Here is a 17,130-nt window from a genome sequence, read left to right on the forward strand (position 1 = left end):
GTTATTCCTCTTATCATCTTCTAAAGAAGATGTTCCGAATATATCCTTAGAAAGGAGGTGATCCAGCCGCACCTTCCGATACGGCTACCTTGTTACGACTTCACCCCAATCATTTGTCCCACCTTCGACGGCTAGCTCCATAAATGGTTACTCCACCGGCTTCGGGTGTTACAAACTCTCGTGGTGTGACGGGCGGTGTGTACAAGACCCGGGAACGTATTCACCGTAGCATGCTGATCTACGATTACTAGCGATTCCAGCTTCATGTAGTCGAGTTGCAGACTACAATCCGAACTGAGAACAACTTTATGGGATTTGCATGACCTCGCGGTTTAGCTGCCCTTTGTATTGTCCATTGTAGCACGTGTGTAGCCCAAATCATAAGGGGCATGATGATTTGACGTCATCCCCACCTTCCTCCGGTTTGTCACCGGCAGTCAACCTAGAGTGCCCAACTTAATGATGGCAACTAAGCTTAAGGGTTGCGCTCGTTGCGGGACTTAACCCAACATCTCACGACACGAGCTGACGACAACCATGCACCACCTGTCACTTTGTCCCCCGAAGGGGAAAGCTCTATCTCTAGAGTGGTCAAAGGATGTCAAGATTTGGTAAGGTTCTTCGCGTTGCTTCGAATTAAACCACATGCTCCACCGCTTGTGCGGGTCCCCGTCAATTCCTTTGAGTTTCAACCTTGCGGTCGTACTCCCCAGGCGGAGTGCTTAATGCGTTAGCTGCAGCACTAAGGGGCGGAAACCCCCTAACACTTAGCACTCATCGTTTACGGCGTGGACTACCAGGGTATCTAATCCTGTTTGATCCCCACGCTTTCGCACATCAGCGTCAGTTACAGACCAGAAAGTCGCCTTCGCCACTGGTGTTCCTCCATATCTCTGCGCATTTCACCGCTACACATGGAATTCCACTTTCCTCTTCTGCACTCAAGTTTCCCAGTTTCCAATGACCCTCCACGGTTGAGCCGTGGGCTTTCACATCAGACTTAAGAAACCGCCTACGCGCGCTTTACGCCCAATAATTCCGGATAACGCTTGCCACCTACGTATTACCGCGGCTGCTGGCACGTAGTTAGCCGTGGCTTTCTGATTAGGTACCGTCAAGATGTGCACAGTTACTTACACATATGTTCTTCCCTAATAACAGAGTTTTACGAGCCGAAACCCTTCATCACTCACGCGGCGTTGCTCCGTCAGGCTTTCGCCCATTGCGGAAGATTCCCTACTGCTGCCTCCCGTAGGAGTCTGGACCGTGTCTCAGTTCCAGTGTGGCCGATCACCCTCTCAGGTCGGCTACGTATCGTCGCCTTGGTAAGCCATTACCTTACCAACTAGCTAATACGGCGCGGGTCCATCTATAAGTGATAGCAAAACCATCTTTCACTATAGAACCATGCGGTTCTATATGTTATCCGGCATTAGCCCCGGTTTCCCGGAGTTATTCCAGTCTTATAGGTAGGTTACCCACGTGTTACTCACCCGTCCGCCGCTAACGTCAAAGGAGCAAGCTCCTTATCTGTTCGCTCGACTTGCATGTATTAGGCACGCCGCCAGCGTTCATCCTGAGCCAGGATCAAACTCTCCATAAAAATTTATGATGTTTGATTAGCTCATAAAATACTAATTTGTGTTATCATTAACACGTTTTTTTGAACCAACGATTATCGTTGTGTTCGGAATTAACGTTGACATATTGCGATTCAGTTTTCAATGTTCATTTCTTCAACACAAGAATTAATTTTACAGGTTTTGACTTAGAAAGTCAATAACTTTTTGAAATTTAATTTTTGTTTTAGTTAAAACTTCCATAAAAAAACGACCCTAAGGTCAAAATGGAATTGCCTGGCAACGTCCTACTCTTGCGGAACGTAAGTCCGACTACCATCGGCGCTAAGGAGCTTAACTTCTGTGTTCGGCATGGGAACAGGTGTGACCTCCTTGCCATTGTCACCAGACAATGAAATGTATTAAATTATACATTCAAAACTAGATAGTAAGTAAAATATAATTACCAATCAAAACGGTTTATAAAATTGATTAAGTCTTCGATCGATTAGTATTCGTCAGCTCCACGTATCGCTACGCTTCCACCTCGAACCTATTAACCTCATCATCTTTGAGGGATCTTATAACCGAAGTTGGGAAATCTCATCTTGAGGGGGGCTTCATGCTTAGATGCTTTCAGCACTTATCCCGTCCATACATAGCTACCCAGCGATGCCGTTGGCACGACAACTGGTACACCAGAGGTATGTCCATCCCGGTCCTCTCGTACTAAGGACAGCTCCTCTCAAATTTCCTACGCCCACGACGGATAGGGACCGAACTGTCTCACGACGTTCTGAACCCAGCTCGCGTACCGCTTTAATGGGCGAACAGCCCAACCCTTGGGACCGACTACAGCCCCAGGATGCGATGAGCCGACATCGAGGTGCCAAACCTCCCCGTCGATGTGAACTCTTGGGGGAGATAAGCCTGTTATCCCCGGGGTAGCTTTTATCCGTTGAGCGATGGCCCTTCCATGCGGAACCACCGGATCACTAAGTCCGTCTTTCGACCCTGCTCGACTTGTAGGTCTCGCAGTCAAGCTTCCTTATGCCTTTACACTCTATGAATGATTTCCAACCATTCTGAGGAAACCTTTGAGCGCCTCCGTTACTCTTTAGGAGGCGACCGCCCCAGTCAAACTGCCCATCTGACACTGTCTCCCACCATGATAAATGGTGCGGGTTAGAAATCCAACACAGCGAGGGTAGTATCCCACCAACGCCTCCACGTAAGCTAGCGCTCACGTATCAACGGCTCCTACCTATCCTGTACAAGCTGTGACGAATTTCAATATCAGACTACAGTAAAGCTCCACGGGGTCTTTCCGTCCTGTCGCGGGTAACCTGCATCTTCACAGGTACTATGATTTCACCGAGTCTCTCGTTGAGACAGTGCCCAAATCGTTACGCCTTTCGTGCGGGTCGGAACTTACCCGACAAGGAATTTCGCTACCTTAGGACCGTTATAGTTACGGCCGCCGTTTACTGGGGCTTCGATTCGTAGCTTCGCAGAAGCTAACCACTCCTCTTAACCTTCCAGCACCGGGCAGGCGTCAGCCCCTATACATCACCTTACGGTTTAGCAGAGACCTGTGTTTTTGATAAACAGTCGCTTGGGCCTATTCACTGCGGCTCTCCTGGGCGTTAACCCTAAAGAGCACCCCTTCTCCCGAAGTTACGGGGTCATTTTGCCGAGTTCCTTAACGAGAGTTCGCTCGCTCACCTTAGAATTCTCATCTTGACTACCTGTGTCGGTTTGCGGTACGGGCACCACACTTCTAGCTAGAGGCTTTTCTTGGCAGTGTGAAATCAACGACTCGAGGAAACAATTTCCTCTCCCCATCACAACTTGACCTTAAGAGTACCGGATTTGCCTAATACTCAGTCTCATTGCTTGGACGTGCACTCCAACAGCACGCTTCGCCTATCCTACTGCGTCCCCCCATCGCTTAAAACGAATTATGGTGGTACAGGAATATCAACCTGTTATCCATCGCCTACGCCTGTCGGCCTCAGCTTAGGACCCGACTAACCCAGAGCGGACGAGCCTTCCTCTGGAAACCTTAGTCAATCGGTGGACGGGATTCTCACCCGTCTTTCGCTACTCACACCGGCATTCTCACTTCTAAGCGCTCCACATGTCCTTGCGATCATGCTTCAACGCCCTTAGAACGCTCTCCTACCATTGTCCTACGGACAATCCACAGCTTCGGTAATATGTTTAGCCCCGGTACATTTTCGGCGCAGTGTCACTCGACTAGTGAGCTATTACGCACTCTTTAAATGATGGCTGCTTCTAAGCCAACATCCTAGTTGTCTGGGCAACGCCACATCCTTTTCCACTTAACATATATTTTGGGACCTTAGCTGGTGGTCTGGGCTGTTTCCCTTTCGAACACGGACCTTATCACCCGCGTTCTGACTCCCAAGTTAAATTGATTGGCATTCGGAGTTTGTCTGAATTCGGTAACCCGAGAAGGGCCCCTCGTCCAAACAGTGCTCTACCTCCAATAATCATCACTTGAGGCTAGCCCTAAAGCTATTTCGGAGAGAACCAGCTATCTCCAGGTTCGATTGGAATTTCTCCGCTACCCACAACTCATCCGCTCACTTTTCAACGTAAGTCGGTTCGGCCCTCCATTCAGTGTTACCTGAACTTCAGCCTGGTCATGGGTAGATCACCTGGTTTCGGGTCTACGACCAAATACTCAACGCCCTATTCAGACTCGCTTTCGCTACGGCTCCACATTCACTGCTTAACCTTGCATCAAATCGTAACTCGCCGGTTCATTCTACAAAAGGCACGCCATCACCCATTAACGGGCTCTGACTACTTGTAAGCACACGGTTTCAAGTTCTATTTCACTCCCCTTCCGGGGTACTTTTCACCTTTCCCTCACGGTACTGGTTCACTATCGGTCACTAGAGAGTATTTAGCCTTAGGAGATGGTCCTCCCAGATTCCGACGGAATTTCACGTGCTCCGTCGTACTCAGGATCCACTCAAGAGAGAATAAACTTTCGACTACAGGATTATTACCTTCTATGATTCATCTTTCCAAATGATTCGTCTAATTTATTCCTTTGTAACTCCGTATAGAGTGTCCTACAACCCCAACAAGCAAGCTCGTTGGTTTGGGCTGTTCCCGTTTCGCTCGCCGCTACTCAGGGAATCGATTTTTCTTTCTCTTCCTGCGGGTACTAAGATGTTTCAGTTCTCCGCGTCTGCCTTCAGATATGCTATGTATTCACATATCGATAACACGACATAACTCGTGCTGGGTTTCCCCATTCGGAAATCTCTGGATCAAAGCTTACTTACAGCTCCCCAAAGCATATCGTCGTTAGTAACGTCCTTCATCGGCTTCTAGTGCCAAGGCATCCACCGTGCGCCCTTAATAACTTAATCTTTTTGTTTTCCAATACAACGTCGTTGTTTGAAAACCCAAAATGTTATTAATCTGTGAGTGTTCTTTCGAACACTAGCGATTATTTCTTTTTGAATTCAAGCTTTTTTAAAACTCTAATTCACTCGGTTTTGCTTGGTAAAATCTATATATTTTACTTACTTATCTAGTTTTCAATGTACAATCTTTGAATCCTCTAAATGAGCATTCAAAACTGAATACAATATGTCAATGTTATTCCTCTTATCATCTTCTAAAGAAGATGTTCCGAATATATCCTTAGAAAGGAGGTGATCCAGCCGCACCTTCCGATACGGCTACCTTGTTACGACTTCACCCCAATCATTTGTCCCACCTTCGACGGCTAGCTCCATAAATGGTTACTCCACCGGCTTCGGGTGTTACAAACTCTCGTGGTGTGACGGGCGGTGTGTACAAGACCCGGGAACGTATTCACCGTAGCATGCTGATCTACGATTACTAGCGATTCCAGCTTCATGTAGTCGAGTTGCAGACTACAATCCGAACTGAGAACAACTTTATGGGATTTGCATGACCTCGCGGTTTAGCTGCCCTTTGTATTGTCCATTGTAGCACGTGTGTAGCCCAAATCATAAGGGGCATGATGATTTGACGTCATCCCCACCTTCCTCCGGTTTGTCACCGGCAGTCAACCTAGAGTGCCCAACTTAATGATGGCAACTAAGCTTAAGGGTTGCGCTCGTTGCGGGACTTAACCCAACATCTCACGACACGAGCTGACGACAACCATGCACCACCTGTCACTTTGTCCCCCGAAGGGGAAAGCTCTATCTCTAGAGTGGTCAAAGGATGTCAAGATTTGGTAAGGTTCTTCGCGTTGCTTCGAATTAAACCACATGCTCCACCGCTTGTGCGGGTCCCCGTCAATTCCTTTGAGTTTCAACCTTGCGGTCGTACTCCCCAGGCGGAGTGCTTAATGCGTTAGCTGCAGCACTAAGGGGCGGAAACCCCCTAACACTTAGCACTCATCGTTTACGGCGTGGACTACCAGGGTATCTAATCCTGTTTGATCCCCACGCTTTCGCACATCAGCGTCAGTTACAGACCAGAAAGTCGCCTTCGCCACTGGTGTTCCTCCATATCTCTGCGCATTTCACCGCTACACATGGAATTCCACTTTCCTCTTCTGCACTCAAGTTTCCCAGTTTCCAATGACCCTCCACGGTTGAGCCGTGGGCTTTCACATCAGACTTAAGAAACCGCCTACGCGCGCTTTACGCCCAATAATTCCGGATAACGCTTGCCACCTACGTATTACCGCGGCTGCTGGCACGTAGTTAGCCGTGGCTTTCTGATTAGGTACCGTCAAGATGTGCACAGTTACTTACACATATGTTCTTCCCTAATAACAGAGTTTTACGAGCCGAAACCCTTCATCACTCACGCGGCGTTGCTCCGTCAGGCTTTCGCCCATTGCGGAAGATTCCCTACTGCTGCCTCCCGTAGGAGTCTGGACCGTGTCTCAGTTCCAGTGTGGCCGATCACCCTCTCAGGTCGGCTACGTATCGTCGCCTTGGTAAGCCATTACCTTACCAACTAGCTAATACGGCGCGGGTCCATCTATAAGTGATAGCAAAACCATCTTTCACTATAGAACCATGCGGTTCTATATGTTATCCGGCATTAGCCCCGGTTTCCCGGAGTTATTCCAGTCTTATAGGTAGGTTACCCACGTGTTACTCACCCGTCCGCCGCTAACGTCAAAGGAGCAAGCTCCTTATCTGTTCGCTCGACTTGCATGTATTAGGCACGCCGCCAGCGTTCATCCTGAGCCAGGATCAAACTCTCCATAAAAAATTATGATGTTTGATTAGCTCATAAAATACTAATTTGTGTTATCATTAACACGTTTTTTGAACCAACGATTATCGTTGTGTTCGGAATTAACGTTGACATATTGCGATTCAGTTTTCAATGTTCATTTCTTTAACACAAGAATTAATTTTACAGGTTTCAACTCGAAAAGTCAACAACTTTTTAAAATTAATTTTTTTGTTTGTTTAAAGCATTTTGTTTGTTTATGTCGTTTGCTTCGTCCGACAAGTAAATACTATACACGCTTATCAACACTTTAACAACGCTAAAAATTACACTATTTCTATTGTTAACAAATCTTTCCAACTCAATACACGAACTTTATAACCTTTTTGCACACCCAAGTTCTTATTATGATACATTAATCCCTCTAAATCTCACTACAATTATAGAAAACGCACTATAAAACAAACTTTAATTTATTTTACATTTTTTTAACTTTCTTAATAAAAAAATAGAACTACCTATAAAGGTAGTTCTATTTTAGTTTAGTAACCTTGTCTTAACACTATTACTTACATTTCAGTTCTTCCCATTATTGCTTTGGATAGTGTTACCTCATCTGCATATTCTAAATCTCCCCCAACTGAAAGACCTTGCGCCAATCTAGTAACAGTAATGCCAATCGGTTTAACTAGACGAGAGATATACATTGCTGTCGATTCACCTTCCAAGTTAGGATTCATTGCTAGAATCAATTCTTTTACTTCATCATTTTTTAAACGTTCTATTAATGATGGAATGTTAATATCTTCTGGACCAATGCCATCCATAGGTGATATCGAACCATGCAATACATGATATAGTCCTTTATACTCTCGCATTTTCTCCATTGCAATAACATCTTTATCATCTTCTACCACACAAATAACCGAACGATCTCTATGTTTATCTTCACATATATAACATGGATCATTTTCTGTAATGTGACCACAAACACTACAATAAGTAAGCTCTCGCTTTACATCAACTAAGGCTTTAGCAAATTGTACTACGTCATCTTCTTTCATATCTAATACATGAAACGCCAGACGTTGAGCCGTCTTCGGTCCAATGCCTGGCAGTTTCATGAAACTATCAATGAGTTTAGAAATTGGTTCTGGATAATGCATATTATCACATACCTGGAATGTTTAAGCCTTGCGTATGCTTACCTAAACGTTCTTGTGTAAGTTCATCAGCTTTATTCATCGCTTCATTAGTTGCAGCAATTACAAGATCTTGTAACATTTCGATATCATCTGGATCTACAGCTTCTTCTTTGATTTCTACATCTAATACTTCTTTATGACCAGAAACAGTTACTGTTACCATTCCGCCACCAGCTGTACCTTGTACTTTTTCTTCTTTTAATTTTTCTTGTTCTTCGCCCATTTTCTTTTGCATTTTTTGCATTTGTTTCATCATTTGTTGCATATTTCCGCCACCGCGCATAATATATCCTCCTTAAATCTTCTATATAAAGTCATTAATTATTTGCTTTTATTTTATTATACATACCTTTTTAATCATTGTCATGTATCACTCTTCATCTAATACATTCACTGTACTTTCACCGAAAAGGTCTTTCGCTTTTTGAACGACGTCTACAGTTTCACTTTCCTTCTGCTGCGATGTATTGTGTTCTTCGCTTCCTTCTTGAGTATTACCAACACTTGTACCTTTTCTATTTTGAATGTATTCCGTTCTCACTCTCATCCATTGATCGGCAGGTACGCCTACGACTTTTACCGTCTTATCTATTATCTTACATACTACATTTTCTATATTTGTACGTTTTTCATCATCTTTATTTACAATTTCACAATGAATTTCCTCTTCTAACTTAATTAGCACATGCGTTTCACTCGCAGCAACAGGTTCTGAGTTTTGCAATAAGCTAACTAATGATTTCATATCATTTGTTTTAGCGTGATCCACTACTTCATTCCAGTGATCTTTCAACAATTTAATATCGTCTTTATTAGCTTTGTCTAACACTTTGGCTATCTGTTGCATTGAAAAAGCATTCTTATTTTGGTTATTCCTGCTATTCGCTGATCTTTTAGTTTGCTGTTGTGGTGCTCCACTTACGGATACACCTTGCGCCTTTATTGCTTTAAGTTCATTTTCAAGTTGTTCCATTCTTTGCAGTAACACATCATTGTTGGGTTCTGCTGCCACACTTGTTGTAGCAATTGTTTGTACATGCTCTGGTTGTGCTTTTATCATTTCAGCAATTTTTACCAATAGTACTTCAAAGTGCACATTCTGGTTTACACTGAATCGAATTGATACAAGCGTGTCATTTATAACATCTATCATTTTATACAATGTATCTAAATCATAATGTAAAAGTGCGTCATGTGCGCCTTCTTGATTCGAAGTCTTATTCATAATTGTATCTCTCACAAAGTAAACCATATCATTAATCAACCTATTGACTTCTTTACCTTCTGAAACAAATTGATGGTATGTCGCAAATGCAGACTTCACATCTCCACTTGCTATTTCTTTAAACAAATCATTAAGTGCACTCGCATCTACGCTCCCAGTCACATTCAGTGCATCTTGCAATGTAAGGTGGTCGTCTCCGAATGCAATCGCTTGATCCATGATACTCAACGCATCCCTCATACCACCTTCAGAGGCTTTTGCAATAAATTCCAGCGCTGCATCATCATATTCTATAGATTGTGATTGTGCCACAAATCTTAGTCGTTCAACAATTTCATCATGCCCAATCGCTTTAAAATCAAATCGCTGTGCCCTAGAAATAATTGTTGGAGGTATCTTATGTGGTTCTGTTGTCGCTAAGATAAATATTGCATGTGCTGGTGGCTCTTCTAATGTTTTTAATAATGCATTAAATGCACCTGTAGTTAACATATGCACTTCATCAATAATATAAACTTTGAATTTTGATTCACTAGGGGCATATTTAACTTTATCTCTTATATTTCTTATTTCATCTACACCATTATTACTCGCAGCATCAATTTCAATAACATCTGAATTTGTACCTCGCGTAATACCTTTACAAATCGCACATTCATTGCAAGGCTCTCCATCAGAACGTTCTAAACAATTAATCGCTTTCGCAAATACTTTAGCGATACTCGTCTTTCCTGTTCCTCTCGGCCCACTAAAAATATAGGCATGCGATTGTTTGTTTTTTGATATCGCATTGCGCAACGTCTTTGTTACGTGTTCCTGTCCGACAACATCTTCAAAGCTTTGCGGACGAAACATTCTATATAATGCTTGATAATTCACTTTCGCACCTCCAATAGCGTTCAACAGTTATTATACATTTTATTTCGGCATTGTGAATATCAATTAAATGATTCAGGATAGACCACGGTACCTACAGGTCTATCTATAAGTTGATCCCACAAAAATTTCACCATAAAGTATTCGGATGGTACGTCAAAAGGACTATCAATGTCGTAATCTTTTGCTTCCTCATACCCAAATTTACCATAGTAATTTGGGTCGCCCAGCACAACAATCGTTGTATAGTCTAATGCTTTTACACGTTCCTCTACTGCTTGAATCAACGCTTTTCCCAAACCTTTGTTACGATATTCTGGCAATACAGACAATGGTGCAAGGGCTAAGGCAGTATATGTTGTATCATCACTTACAATCTTCACTTCTGACAACATTATATGTCCTACAACGTCTCCATTTTCATTTTTCGCGACAACTTCTAATTCATAATTATATTCTGGAGCTTCTCTTAATCTCACTACTAATTCTTGTTCGTCATGATTCGATTCAACCACATCTTCAAACGCTGCCTTTATCGCCTGTAAACTCGTGTCATAATCATTTTCTGTTAAAGAACTCAAATAAATTTGCATTGGCGCCTCCTCTTAGCTATACCATAAATAAATTGCTTCAATAACACCTTTAATCTTCATTCACAAACTATTCCTTATAATAACAAACTATTTATTATATTTTAATATAAAAAAAGAGCGACTGCTATCAAAAGACAAGTCACTCACTCTATATGTAAATCATTATATTAATAATTAAAGCCGTGCACCTTCGCTTCGAGTGTGTATCATAAACGTTACCGAAGTCGACAGCTAAATCTCGGCAACCCTACGGCACATATGATGATCCACTTAATGCTGCTTCCGTCAGGACCTGACATGATTCATGGGTTCATATTGCATAGGACCGAAATCTTCAAACACTACGTGCTTCGGGCTGCTTCACAAAAACACAGCCTCAGCAAAGGAATTAAGTCTCGCATAAAGCGGATTTCGAGTACAGGGAACCGCTACCTCCCCACCTAGCACGGCAAAATATATCATACTATAATCAGACACTGAAATGCAAGTATAAGCTTTCATTCATTATATTATTTTTATTTCAACTATTTTCTTATTTAATATGAAGTGCATTAAACACATCCATTACATCTTAATGCCTTCTCGAAAAGTCATTGAATTTAAAGTCAGTAGCTAAATGTCTAGAGATATTATACTGGAATTTAGTTGTATCCTCTAAATGAACTATCCCTCTCACTGTTGCAGTATAAGGTGCAACATCATCCCCGAATATATCGTATTCTAATGTTCCAAACGGCTCAAAAGTGATAGATTTATTCGAATAACTTATAACTAAATTCAACTCATTTTCAATATAAGCATATAATGATTGTTGTGCAATCGACTCAGTAATGCCCGGAATAATATCTTTAACAAAGTAATCTTCATCAATAATTTTCACTTGATTATTTATACTTCTTGTACGAATTAAATGCCACAACCTCGTCGTACCACTAATTTCTAAAGCTGACTTAACATAAGGAACCTCATTCGCTGTTATACTTTCCAGCACTTCAACAGTCGTTTCATGTTGTAAACCTAAACCCTGTTGCACTTCACTAAAACTAATAAGGTCAGAAAAAGGAAATTCAGTTAATCCTTGATATATCACTACAGATCCTTTGCCGCGAATTTTTTGTATCATCCCATCACGTACTAATAGATTCAGTGCTTTACGTACGGTTTCTCGTGATGATTGATACTGTTCTACCAATTCATTCTCTGACGGTAATTGAGCACCGTACACTAAATTTGATTCCAAGATGTCTTTACGAAGCGTTTCATATATCGTAATAAATTTTTTCTGTACCATTGTCGTCCACTCTCTTACCTTTTTTAATATTACTGTTGTATCACAATAGAACCAAACCCGGTAATCTGATTACCAGTTATTGTACCGTTAGTAATCATCACTTCTCCTTCTAAATTGATATCTGCAGGTATTTCACATGATTCTTTAGAAAAATTAGCAATAATTAACCACGTTTCTTCATTATAGTGACGTTTATAAATAAATAGTTTATCGTGCTCCATATGCAAAGGCTCAATACTGCCATAAGTCACAATGTCGTGTTCATGTCTTAATTGTATTAACTTTCTATACGTATGCAACACTGAATTCTCATCATTTATGGCAGTTTCTACATTAATGCTACGATAATTTTCAGGGATATCAATCCACGGTTGTCCAGTTGTAAATCCTGCATTTTCTAAATTTGACCATTGTACTGGCGTTCTAGAGTTATCTCGTGATTTTTGACCTAATATTTCAAGTATTTCACTTTCTTCAAATCCACGTTCTTTCATATTATCATATGCGTTTAGCGACTCAACATCTCTATATTGATTAATATCATTAAAATGAGGATCGGTCATACCAATTTCTTCACCTTGATAAATATATGGTGTTCCTTGTAACATATGCAAGACCGTTGCTAGCATCTTGGCACTTTTTTGATGATTGTGCGGTGTCGAGTCGTCACCAAATCTAGAAACAACTCTAGGTTGATCATGATTGCACCAGAATATAGCATTCCAACCATTCCCATCATATATACCAAGTTGCCACTCCATTAAAATTTCTTTCAATTTATGAAAGTTTAACTTTGCATTCGTCCATTTTTCACCATTTACATAATCTACTTTCAAGTGATGGAAGTTAAATACACTGCTCAATTCTTGACGTTCAGGGTTAGAGTACTTAATACAATCTTCAATAGTTGTAGAAGACATTTCCCCGACAGTCATCATCTCTCGATTACCGAAAGTATGCTGGTTCATTTCATGTAAATATTCATGTACACGCGGTCCATCAGTATAAAATTCCTTACCAATATATTGCGAATCTTTAAATTCACCTTTAGAAATTAAGTTTATGACATCAAATCTAAAGCCATCAACACCAAAGTCTATCCAATAATTTATAATGTCATATAGTGCCTTTCTTACTTCCGGATTATCCCAATTTAAATCTGCTTGCGTCACATCGAACAGATGTAAATAGTATGATTCTGTTTTAGGATCATATTTCCAGGCATTTCCCCCAAATTTAGATTCCCAGTTTGTCGGCGGTCTATTGTCTGCAGAGCGTCTAAAGAAATAATAATCTCTATATGGACTTTCTTGATCTTCATAGGCTTTTTTAAACCATTCGTGATCTGTAGAAGTATGATTGATTACAATATCCATCATGATTTTCAAGTTACGTTGATGCGCTTTTGCAATGAGTGACTTTAAATCTTCAATTGTCCCAAATCGCTCATTGATCTTATAGTAATTACTTATATCGTATCCGTTATCATTCATCGGAGACTCATACACTGGCGTTAGCCATAAATAATCGACCCCTAAATATTGTAAGTAGTCTAACTTTTCTATAATGCCTTGAATATCTCCTTCACCACTACCCGTTGTATCATTAAAAGACTTCGGATAAATTTGATAGACGACTGATTTTCTCCAATCATTTTGTTCCATATTTAAAACCACCTTAAGTTATTATTTGAAAAAAACTCGCTAATATCATTTAGCGAGTTTAATTGTTGGCTGTCACGCCCTATTCATCGACAAGTTCTTTCGTTTCTTCTTTACTAAATCTTGATAAAAAGACTGTAAGTATAAATGGTACACATATCGCTATAATGATACAAATACCATATACTAACCAATATTCTTTTTGTATAGAAATAATTGCCGGTACACCTCCGACACCTACATTACCTAGCACTCTATTAGCGCCTATAAACGCACCCAATACACCTGATGTAATGATAGATGCAATAAATGGATATTTTAATGGCAAGTTCACACCAAACATCGCTGGTTCTGTCACTCCTAAGAAACCAGATATACCTGAAGTCATTGCTAAACCTTGTTCCTTGCCCATTTTTCTTTTTTTATAAATATACCATGCACCAAATGCCGCAGAACCTTGACAGATATTCGAAATAGCAAGGATTGGCCATAAATACGTTCCTCCAAGTTCGCTTCCCATCAATTGGAAATCAACAGCCAAGAACATATGATGTAAACCAGTGATTACTAGCGGCGCGTAAAACAGACCATAAATCGCTCCGCCTAACCAACCTGCATGTTCAAAAACAAATGTCACACCGTTTGTGATTCCAGTTCCTAACCATAATGCAAGCGGCCCAATAATGATAAATGACAAGAACCCTGTTATTAATAATGCAACAGGCCCAACGACTAGCATTTTAATAGAATCATGCACTACTTTATTTAAGCCCTTTTCAATCTGCGCTAATACATAAGAAGCCAACAGTATCGGCAATACTTGTCCTTGATAATTCAATTGTTTAATTTCTAAACCGAAGATATGCCAAGTTGGTATATGACCTTTAGCGATATCATACTGTGACACAAGTTGCGGGTTCATCAATACTAATCCGAGTACCAAACCTAGAATTTGACTACCACCAAACACTCTCATACTACTCCACCCAATAAGTGCCGGTAGGAAGATAAATGCTGTGCTTGCAATCACATTTATAATATTAGAAAAGTCGCCAAGTTGCGGAAATTGTTCAACTAATGGTTTTGGACCAAACAAACCCTTCATCGTCAATAAGTTGTTTATTCCCATTAACAAACCTGCAGTAACGATTGCCGGCAAGATTGGTATAAAGATATCTCCCAACAATTTAATCAATCTTTGAACCGGGTTACCTTTTTTAGCTGCTGCTGACTTTGCGTCTTCCTTCGAAGCTTCAGTCGTACCTGTTACTTCAACAAACTGTTTATATACTTCATCAACAGTTCCCGGACCAATAACAATTTGGTATTGATTGTCCGCCTTAAACTGCCCTTTAACTAAATCGTTGTTACTCAATCTATCTTTATCCACTTTATCATCATCTTTTAAGACTAATCTTAAGCGTGTGACACAATGCGTTGCTGTGTCCAAATTTTCTTTGCCCCCAACCGCTTCGACTATATCTTCTACATCTTTCTTTTTCACAGCCATGATGATCCACTCCCTTACATTTTGTAATTAACCAAAGTATAACTTGTCTATACAAGTTTTGTAAAGGCTTTCATTTGAAAATGTTTTACTTCTTAAAGTAACCTATTGTAAAACGATAACAATTTATAATGTATAAGCACTTTTTAAGCGCAACTGGAACCATCAAGCTTACGACACTTAATAAAAAACTCAAATGTAAATAATATGATTAACGATATCTTCGACTATAGAATGTAATGGCTTTAACATGGATAGTTCGTTTCATAGCCACGTTCAACCTGTTATACATCTTTCACTGCAGACAAAAAAGACCACCACTTAATACATATTAAGTGGTGGTCAAATCTATTTATTAGTCTTGGTTTTAAAAAACAATGGCGGAGGAAGAGGGATTCGAACCCCCGCGAGCCGTTAAGCCCCTGTCGGTTTTCAAGACCGATCCCTTCAGCCGGACTTGGGTATTCCTCCAAACGAACACAATAATTATAATATTATAGCCCGTCATAAAAGTCAAACATTTTTTTGTGTTACACCAGTGTTTTTTCTTTCAAATATTCATCAACTGAATTCGCTACAGCTCTACCCTCTTGAATCGCCCATACGACAAGGCTTTGACCTCTTCTTGCGTCACCAGCAGCAAAGATATGAGGTTGATTCGTTCTAAAATCTTTATTATCAGCAACGATTTTATTACGTTCAGTTTGAATATCAAACGCATGAGGAACTGTTGTTTCTGTACCAATAAAGCCAATAGATAATAATACTAAGTCAGCAGGCCAATGGCGTTCTGTCCCATCAACAACGACCATGCCTTCATCCGTTTCTTCTAAAATTTGAGTATATACACCTTTAATATTTCCAATGTGATCCACATCATAACGCATTGTTTGTACACCGTATGCACGTGGTTCAAAACCAAAGCGTGATTGATATTCTTTATGTGCATAATCCATTTTAAATACCGGCATTGCCAATGGCCAATACGTATTTTCATCAAATTCTATTTCTTCTGGTTGTTTTGTGTATTTGTTAAATTGAACAATTGACTTGCAATTTTCACGTAATGCAGTTGCAACACAGTCTGCCCCTGTATCACCGGCACCGATAACAATAACATTTTTGCCTTCAGCTGTGATTGTAGGTTCACTCAATTCACCATTCAATACTTGCATTTGTTCAGTCAAATAATCCATAGCAAAGTGAATACCTTGACCCATACGTCCTTCTAATGGTAAATCTCTTGCATTTTGCGATCCTGTACAAAGAATAATAGCATCGTGACGTTCATTTAATTCCTCTCTACTGATGTCGACACCAATTTCCGTATCAGTTACAAACTCAATACCTGAATCTTGCATAATTTTAATTCTACGACGAATCACATCTTTATCCAATTTCATATTTGGTATACCATACATCAATAGACCACCTGCTTCATGCGCACGTTCATAAACAGTTACATTGTAACCTAATTTATTCAACTCATCTGCAGCAGTCAAACCAGCTGGACCACTCCCAACAATTGCGACCGTTTCATTTTTTCGTTCAGTCGGAATTGTCGGTTGTACCCATCCATTTTCATAAGCTTCATCAATAATTGTTCTCTCAATACCTTTAATAGCTACAGATTCACGATTAATCTTCATGACACATGACTGCTCGCATGGAGCTGGACAAACACGCCCTGTAAATTCCGGAAAATTATTTGTTTCGCTCAAACGTTCATATGCCGTTTTAAAATCGTGTCTATACACGAGATCATTCCATTCAGGAATATAGTTACCAATAGGACAACCTATCGTCTCTCTACCAAACGGTTCACCTGTCTGACAAAATGGTGTGCCACAATCCATACAGCGCGCCCCTTGTTCAGCCGCTTCCTCATTGGTAAATCTTTGTTGAAAAGCTTCGTGATTATTTAAACGATCAACTAGTGACAATTCATGTAGTTGTTGTTTTTCATAATTCATAAATCCTTTGAATTCACCCATGATAAATC

Annotated in this window: 8 protein-coding genes, 1 tRNA gene, 4 rRNA genes and 1 other RNA gene; all 14 read right to left on the bottom strand. The window is 40.6% G+C overall.

The genetic code is table 11. From position 1 onward, the window contains the following. Positions 1-50 precede the first annotated feature (50 nt). Positions 51-1,603 (bottom strand): 16S ribosomal RNA (locus JN168_RS12365). A gap of 251 nt (positions 1,604-1,854) precedes the next feature. Then, a 5S ribosomal RNA gene (gene rrf, locus JN168_RS12370) occupies positions 1,855-1,969 on the bottom strand. A gap of 78 nt (positions 1,970-2,047) precedes the next feature. Beyond that, positions 2,048-4,969: ribosomal RNA gene (locus JN168_RS12375) — 23S ribosomal RNA — on the bottom strand. A 281-nt stretch (positions 4,970-5,250) separates the two neighbouring features. Next, positions 5,251-6,803 (bottom strand): 16S ribosomal RNA (locus tag JN168_RS12380). The 16S, 23S and 5S rRNA genes sit together here, the layout of an rRNA operon. Before the next feature lie 536 nt (positions 6,804-7,339). Next, complete coding sequence (gene recR, locus JN168_RS12385) at positions 7,340-7,936, bottom strand: recombination mediator RecR (protein ID WP_107512541.1); 597 nt, start codon at positions 7,934-7,936, stop codon at positions 7,340-7,342. Positions 7,937-7,940: 4 nt separating this feature from the next. Continuing rightward, positions 7,941-8,258 (bottom strand): YbaB/EbfC family nucleoid-associated protein, encoded by a 318-nt coding sequence (locus JN168_RS12390; RefSeq protein ID WP_002484224.1) that lies wholly within the window; start codon positions 8,256-8,258, stop codon positions 7,941-7,943. A gap of 87 nt (positions 8,259-8,345) precedes the next feature. Further along, complete coding sequence (gene dnaX, locus JN168_RS12395; protein ID WP_279525931.1) at positions 8,346-10,079, bottom strand: DNA polymerase III subunit gamma/tau; 1,734 nt, start codon at positions 10,077-10,079, stop codon at positions 8,346-8,348. 59 nt (positions 10,080-10,138) lie between these two features. Beyond that, positions 10,139-10,669, bottom strand: a complete 531-nt coding sequence (locus tag JN168_RS12400; protein WP_042739940.1) for a GNAT family N-acetyltransferase — start codon at positions 10,667-10,669, stop codon at positions 10,139-10,141. Between the two features lie 180 nt (positions 10,670-10,849). Next, an RNA gene (gene ffs / locus JN168_RS12405) (signal recognition particle sRNA large type) lies at positions 10,850-11,118 on the bottom strand. Positions 11,119-11,240: 122 nt separating this feature from the next. After that, complete coding sequence (treR, locus tag JN168_RS12410) at positions 11,241-11,960, bottom strand: trehalose operon repressor (RefSeq protein WP_042739939.1); 720 nt, start codon at positions 11,958-11,960, stop codon at positions 11,241-11,243. 29 nt (positions 11,961-11,989) lie between these two features. Beyond that, a complete protein-coding gene (treC, locus tag JN168_RS12415) occupies positions 11,990-13,624 on the bottom strand; it encodes an alpha,alpha-phosphotrehalase (protein WP_279525932.1) in 1,635 nt (544 codons plus the stop codon). Between the two features lie 79 nt (positions 13,625-13,703). Beyond that, positions 13,704-15,131, bottom strand: coding sequence for a PTS system trehalose-specific EIIBC component (gene treP, locus JN168_RS12420; RefSeq protein ID WP_107579430.1), 1,428 nt, complete (start codon positions 15,129-15,131; stop codon positions 13,704-13,706). 375 nt (positions 15,132-15,506) lie between these two features. Further along, positions 15,507-15,599, bottom strand: a tRNA-Ser gene (locus tag JN168_RS12425). Between the two features lie 59 nt (positions 15,600-15,658). Continuing rightward, positions 15,659-17,122: a glutamate synthase subunit beta gene (locus JN168_RS12430; RefSeq protein ID WP_042739937.1), complete on the bottom strand. Its 1,464-nt coding sequence runs from the start codon at positions 17,120-17,122 to the stop codon at positions 15,659-15,661. Positions 17,123-17,130 lie beyond the last annotated feature (8 nt).

This window comes from Staphylococcus gallinarum, assembly GCF_029774255.1.
GTDB classification, from domain to species: Bacteria; Bacillota; Bacilli; order Staphylococcales; family Staphylococcaceae; genus Staphylococcus; species Staphylococcus gallinarum.

Coding starts and splice junctions, on each gene's coding strand:
- recR (WP_107512541.1), bottom strand. CDS start 7,936: ATGCATTATCCAGAACCAATTTCTAAACTCATTGATAGTTTCATGAAA.
- treR (WP_042739939.1), bottom strand. CDS start 11,960: ATGGTACAGAAAAAATTTATTACGATATATGAAACGCTTCGTAAAGAC.
- JN168_RS12400 (WP_042739940.1), bottom strand. CDS start 10,669: ATGCAAATTTATTTGAGTTCTTTAACAGAAAATGATTATGACACGAGT.
- treP (WP_107579430.1), bottom strand. CDS start 15,131: ATGGCTGTGAAAAAGAAAGATGTAGAAGATATAGTCGAAGCGGTTGGG.
- JN168_RS12390 (WP_002484224.1), bottom strand. CDS start 8,258: ATGCGCGGTGGCGGAAATATGCAACAAATGATGAAACAAATGCAAAAA.
- treC (WP_279525932.1), bottom strand. CDS start 13,624: ATGGAACAAAATGATTGGAGAAAATCAGTCGTCTATCAAATTTATCCG.
- JN168_RS12430 (WP_042739937.1), bottom strand. CDS start 17,122: ATGGGTGAATTCAAAGGATTTATGAATTATGAAAAACAACAACTACAT.